Origin of the sequence: Bradyrhizobium sp. 160 (assembly GCF_023073735.1) — a bacterium.
In the GTDB taxonomy this organism is placed as follows: Bacteria; Pseudomonadota; Alphaproteobacteria; order Rhizobiales; family Xanthobacteraceae; genus Bradyrhizobium.
In genome coordinates this window covers 50,560-56,559 of record NZ_JADPKD010000015.1, presented here as the reverse complement: position 1 = coordinate 56,559, position 6,000 = coordinate 50,560, and the positions used below count along the sequence as shown (strand labels likewise).

The 6,000-nt window shown below is 66.0% G+C and carries 6 protein-coding genes; all 6 read right to left on the bottom strand.

The window, feature by feature from the left end; all coding sequences use genetic code 11:
* Positions 1-208 precede the first annotated feature (208 nt).
* The 6 genes from IVA98_RS08535 to IVA98_RS08510 all read right to left on the bottom strand — a co-directional run bounded on the left by IVA98_RS08535 (position 209) and on the right by IVA98_RS08510 (position 5,985).
* Positions 209-865 carry a carboxymuconolactone decarboxylase family protein gene (locus tag IVA98_RS08535; RefSeq protein WP_247337613.1) on the bottom strand — a complete coding sequence of 219 codons (657 nt, stop codon included), beginning with the start codon at positions 863-865 and terminating at the stop codon, positions 209-211.
* Positions 866-928: 63 nt separating this feature from the next.
* A complete protein-coding gene (gene blaOXA, locus IVA98_RS08530) occupies positions 929-1,747 on the bottom strand; it encodes a class D beta-lactamase (protein ID WP_247306350.1) in 819 nt (272 codons plus the stop codon).
* 149 nt (positions 1,748-1,896) lie between these two features.
* Positions 1,897-2,160, bottom strand: coding sequence for an EscU/YscU/HrcU family type III secretion system export apparatus switch protein (locus IVA98_RS08525; protein WP_247337609.1), 264 nt, complete (start codon positions 2,158-2,160; stop codon positions 1,897-1,899).
* A complete protein-coding gene (locus IVA98_RS08520) occupies positions 2,157-3,779 on the bottom strand; it encodes a flagellar hook-length control protein FliK (protein ID WP_247354637.1) in 1,623 nt (540 codons plus the stop codon). Before IVA98_RS08520 ends, IVA98_RS08525 begins: the two co-directional genes overlap by 4 nt.
* Before the next feature lie 57 nt (positions 3,780-3,836).
* The gene (locus IVA98_RS08515; RefSeq protein WP_247337606.1) at positions 3,837-4,631 is read right to left on the bottom strand and encodes an ATP12 family chaperone protein; all 795 of its coding nucleotides are present in this window, start codon (positions 4,629-4,631) and stop codon (positions 3,837-3,839) included.
* Between the two features lie 139 nt (positions 4,632-4,770).
* Positions 4,771-5,985, bottom strand: coding sequence for an RluA family pseudouridine synthase (locus IVA98_RS08510; protein WP_247354636.1), 1,215 nt, complete (start codon positions 5,983-5,985; stop codon positions 4,771-4,773).
* Positions 5,986-6,000 lie beyond the last annotated feature (15 nt).

Below are 6,000 nucleotides of genomic sequence, written 5' to 3'. Positions count from 1 at the left end.
GCGAACGGCGACCCAGCTCGGGCGGCCACCCGGGCTGGGCCATTCCTCACGGAACGGCTCAACATAACCGATCAGGCTAATACAAGGGTGGGCAAAGCGGAGCGTGCCCACCAATCACAGTCATGAGACGAAGGTGGGCACGGCGCTGCGCGCCTTTGCCCACCCTACGGTACCGCAGTTTGTCGCGAGCTCCTCGCAATGGCGAGCCTTACGGCTCCCCTGGCTTGAACGGCTCCTCCTTACCAGGCGGCACCGTCTCCTCGGCCATTGCCAGCAGCATCGCGACCATCACGTAATTGCCGGCAACTGCAGTGAGATCGACAATCTGCTGGTCGTCGAACACCTTCTTCGCGCGCGCATAAGTCTCGTCGGTGACTTTCTTGGTGGTGGTGAGCTCGGTGAGGAAGTCGTAGACCACCGCCTCGTCATCGGCCATCTTCGACGGCCGCTTGTTGGCCTTCAGCTCCGCGATGATGTCGGCCGACAGCCCTGCCTTCGCCGCCAGCGGCGCGTGCGCGTACCATTCCACCTGCGAGCGCCATTGACGCCCGATGATCAGGATCGCGAACTCGTTGAGCTTGACCGGGACCGAGGTCTCCCAGCGCAGATAGTGGAACAGGTCGAACAGGCGCTGGCCGAGCACGGGGCTGCGGATCATCGGATTGTAGGGTCCGCCGATGCCGACGCTCGACACCTTCATGATCTGCTCGCCGAGCGGCTTCTGCCGAGCGTCGAGCTGATCCATGGTGAGCTGCGGAAACCGTGGCTCCTTGCTGATGGCGGAGCCGGCAAACATCGTGGCAGCGAACCAGCCGCTTGCTGCGGCAAGCGTGAGCGACGACAGCCAGAGCGGCGTTGCATTCATTTTCCATCCTCCCGGTTTTCTTTGGCGGGAGGATGCTAGTCGAGCGGCACCAGCGCGGTAGCGCTAGATCGCACCAATATCGGCAAGGCAGGCTTGCGTCAGCGTCATGCGGGCTTCGATGTGGCGTGGCTCGCGGCAGTCGATGTTGAGCGCGAACACCGTGTGCGCTTCGCCTTTCTCGGCCCAGCCCACCATCCAGCCGAGCGACGGCTCGCTGCGCTCAGCACCCAGCAGGCCGGACTTGGCGCGAATGACGCTTTCGCCGACCTTGGTCACCGGCAGGATGTCGCAGACGAGATCCTGGCTGCGCTTGCTGATCGGCAGCGCGCGCCGGCGCAGCCGGTCGACGAAGTCGATCTGCTCGACGGCATCGATGCGCAAGGCCCCGGTGAGCCAGAACTGGTCGATGCCGCCGCCGATGTCGCGGTTGCCGTAGTCGAACTCGTCAACATACTTTTGCATGCGCTGCTGGCCGATGCGGCGCGCGATCTCCTGATAGACCGGCACCGCACTGACTGCAATCGCAGTCCGCAGCGTGTGATCCTTGTTCCAGGCCTCGATCGGACGCTTCACGCCGTCCCAGGGAAACACGTCCTTGTCGGGGTCAGTGACCACACCGGTCTCGAGCGCAATCAACGAGTTTGGAATCTTGAAGGTCGAGGCCGGCAGCTTCCCCTCGCCCGAGCGCTCCTTGTCGCTGGCGACGATCAGATAGTCCTCGACCTTGTAGCCGACGAAGGTGCCCGATGTGCCGAAATCGGTGAAGCGTTTGGCCAAGCTGTCGCGGATTTCGTTGCGCGGCGGCGCGACGTGAGCGAGCGCGCGTGACGGCAGGGTGGCGGCTGCGGCAAGCAGACCGAGGGTGGAACGACGGGTCAGCAAGAGCGGTATCCAATGATGATGAGAGTGGTCGCGACAATGCCGCCGATATCTGGTGAAACGATGACAGGTTATTTCTTCAGCACGATGTTTTTTCGGAAGACCGCTCCACACTTTGCGCTAACGCGGTCCTCCGGGGACCGGATCATGCTCTACCGCCCCCGACCCGAAAGCCGCAGCACGAACACCAGCACTTCGGCGACGGCCTTGTAGAGGTCTGGAGGGATCTCCTCGCCGAGCTCGACCTTGGAGAGCGCGCCGGCCAAGACCTCGTTCTCCTCGATCGGAATGTCATGGGCCTTGGCGATCTCGACGATCTTTTCACCGATCGTGCCCTTGCCCTTGGCGACGACGACGGGGGCGTTGGTGCCCTTCTCGTAGTGCAGGGCAATCGCAAGCTTGGAGGCGTCGCTCATGTGGCCCGATCCAGGAAATGTCCGGCGCGGGCCGGCGCCGGTTGCGGCGGGGTGCCCTCGCGCACCACGATATCACCGGGCTTGAGCTCGGCTCTCGTCAGTGCCTGGTTGAGTTCACCGATGCCGGCGCGGAGCTGCTGCGCCGTCGCCGGCCGCTCCGCCCACATCCGCACAAAAGTCTTGTCGCCGCTCAGCGTGATCAGCGCATGCACGGGACCTGCCGGCTCGACATTAAGTGAGAAGCGCGCGCGCCAGGCACGCGTGACGGGATCGGCGGATTCGTTGCCGCCGTCGCGCGAGATCTCGAACTGCGCCATCGCGGTGCCCTGTTGGGTTGCGAAGGGAATTTCGAAACTCCATTGCGGCACGGCCGGGTCGATGCGGTGGGCGGAGGCATCGGCGCGATCGGGAAGCGAGGCGATCTGAAGCAATGTCTGCCGCGCGATCGCGGCATCGGTGTCGTCGAGCAGACGGTGCACGGTTGTAGCGAGCGGGGTATCGGGCGCGAGCGATGGCGAGGCGATGGATTGGGGCACCGGCAATGCGCCGCGGAACGGCGGTGGTGTGGTCGCATGGCTGGCCACCTCGAAGATGTGGCCGTCCGGTACGGCCTTGTTAGAGCCGGGCACGTTGCCGATGATCCGCGGCAGGTTCTGCGTCATCTCCTGCAAGAGGCTGGCGGCAAGGCCAGCCGTCAAGGTTTGCGGCATCGCCATTTGTGGCGCCTTGGCAGCCATGTCGGCGAGTACCGCGGCCGCGAGATTAGCGCTGCGTGGCTGTTGCGCCGGTTGGGCAATATCGGGGGCCGCTGACGACAATGCGGCCTGCGCGGCCTCACCTGCTGCCTGCGCCGGCGCGGCGTTGACCTGCGGTGTGCCTGTGTCGCTGGCGGGAATGGCGGCGCCTTGCGTCTGAGGCGCGGTGGTCCCGAGCGCGGCCAGCGTCTGGCGCAGCACGAGCAACGCCGCTTTCAAATCGGGCATTGCGCCGGACGCCGGCGTCCGGCCGGCGGCCAGCGAGGCTTCGAGGAAGAGGCCAGACTTGTGGAAGGCAGTCTCGATATCGCCGCCGTCGAGCCCGGCGTTGAGCGGCGTCTGCTGCGCCAGCACGTCCAGCACGGCCTGCTTCAGCCCGGCCGGCAAATCGCTGCCGACGACCGCGGCGAGATTGGCGAATAGCGGCGCTTGGCTGCCTTGCCTGGTCACGGCCTCGGCGGACGCCGCAGTGACGGCAATCTGCTCCGCTGGCGTCAGCGTATTGCGCGCAGCGCTCGTCGACGGCGCAAGCGGCGGGCTATCCATCAGCGAGGCCGCAGCCGGCGTCAGCGTAATCTGATCGGACGCCGCCCCGTCTGCCCCGCCCACGACGACGGCGAGCCGGATGGTGCCGTCGTTCTGCGACACCGCGAGCTGGAGATTCTGCCCCGGCGACAACGCCACTTCCGACATCACGTCCATCGAAAGGTTGGCGATTGCGATCCGCACGAGATTGTCGGCGAGCACGCTGACCACTTTGGCGTCGACAACGCTGCCGGCCTGAAGCACGAGATGGGGCGTCGCCGCGTCAGCCACAGGACTGGCGGCGCTGACCGGAACGATCGAGCTTATCGGCGTCGGCATCTCGGAGGGCCCAGGGAATGCTGGCGCCACCCTAAGGCCGCCGTCGTAAACCTCTCGTTAAGGACCTTCGGGTGCTTGCTGCTTTACCATCGCCAAGACCGTCACGGCGGCCTCGAAATCCCGCAGGCGCGTGGCGCGGCGAGCGGCCGCTTCCTCATCCACGCCCCATTGGTCGATGTTCCAGTCCTCATCGACATGGGCGGCGGCCCAGACCTGCCCAGCATCGCGCGCGCGATGGGCTAGGGCCAGCGCCAGCAGCGCCGAGCCGGTCAACATTGTCACCATATGGAGCGCCGCGACCGACCAGGCATCCCCCGGCAGCGCGGCGCGCGCGGCCCTGACCGCCTCGTCCGGCTGCTTCACATGCATGATGCCTTCGGACAGGATGAAATGCGCGCCCAGCGTCTCTGCGGCCCAAAACAGCACGGGGTCCCAATGCGCGGCCTCGCGGGCAACCAGCCCTTCGGGGTGGCCGGCGCGATAGAACAACAGGTCGGTCTCGAAGTATTTTGCGAGGTCGTCGCTGACGAGACCGATCCGGTCGATCACACCCTCGACCACACTGTTGGCGATCCGCGTCAGTGGCATGGTCACGGGATCGATCGTCTCGCCCTGTGCCGCCCATTCGGCAGCAACCGCATCGGCGAGCTCGCGCGAGGGAATCAGCACCTGGCGGCCGGAGGGCGTGCGGATCGGCTTGCCGTCGAGGGCGATGGCGAAACCGCCCTCGGCCTCGACTGCGCCGGCATCCTTGTAGAAGCGCTTGCGCAGGGGCGCGCGCGCGGAGGCGCGCGCCGATTCCTGCGGATCCGACGGGGGTTGCCCCGCAGCTTCTTCGAACAATTCGCGCATGTGAGTCTTCGGTCCCGGTCGCTGAATGCTAAGCTTTCAAAGATAAGGGCGGCGGGCGATGAAGCGAGCGGCAGGCATAAGGGAACTTGCGGGCATTGCGGCCCGTTCGCCGGGCTTTGGCTGGCCGCGGCGCCTAGCCCTACTCCTCCGGCGCGTTCTCGATGGGATCAAACCGGGTTGCGTCGAGCCCGAGCAGATTCCACGATTGCTGCATATGCGGCGGCAGTGGTGCCGTGGCGTCGATCACGCCGCCGCGCGGATGCGGAATGACGATCCGGCGTGCCAGGAGATGCAGACGGTTTTGCAAGCCACCCGGCAGCTGCCAGTTCTCGATGTTGAAATATTTGGGGTCGCCGACGATGGGATGGCCGATATGGGCCATGTGGGCGCGGAGCTGGTGGGTGCGTCCCGTCACCGGCTTCAGCGACACCCAGGTCAGCTTGTTGCCGGCGGTCTCGACCATCGCATAGTAGGTCACCGCGTGGCTTGCGCCCTCATCGCCATGCTGGGCGATGCGCATGATAGTGTCGTCCTCGCCCTCCTCCTTCGCGAGAAAGGTCGAGATGCGGCCCTGCTTTGGCTTCGGCAGGCCCGGCACCAGCGCCCAATAGACCTTTCGCGCCGACCGCGAGCGGAACGCGCCGGTCAGATGCGAGGCGGCAAAGCGCGTCTTGGCGATCAGGAGACAGCCCGACGTCTCCCGGTCGATACGGTGCACGAGGCGCGGTTTCTGGCCCTTGGAATCGCGCATCACCTCCAGCATCTGGTCGATGTGCCGCGTCATGCCCGAGCCGCCCTGCACGGCAAGTCCGGCGGGCTTGTTGAGCACGAGCACGTCATCGTCCTCCCAGATCGTCATCTCCTTCAGCGCGGCCAGCGTCTTCTGCGCGGCTTCCGAGAGTGGGCCGGCGGCCTTCGGCGTGTCGAGCTTCAGCGGCGGAATGCGGACGCTCTGGCCCTCCTCAAGGCGGTCCTTGCTGTCGACGCGCTTGCCGTCGACGCGCAGCTCGCCTTTGCGCACGACGCGCTGGATGTGGGAGAACGACAGGCCGGGAAAGCGTGCTTCGAGAAAGCGGTCGACGCGCATGTTGTTCTCGTCGGCCGTGACGGTGACGGTCTGCACCTTGCTCGGCAGCAATGCCTCGACGGACTTTTCCGGCGCGGTCTTTTCCAGCGCAGCTTTGGGTGCGCGTCGCTCGGCGCGCTCGCCTGCAAAGCGCGGCGGCTTGCTCGCTGCCTTGCCGCCCGGCCGCGGCCCCGCTTTCTGCGCGCTGCGCGCCTTGAAAGGACGCGCGTCACCGCGCTCGTCACGCGAACGGGGCTTTGGGTTCATTCTCTTGATGCGGCGGTTCATGGCTGCCTGCCTATC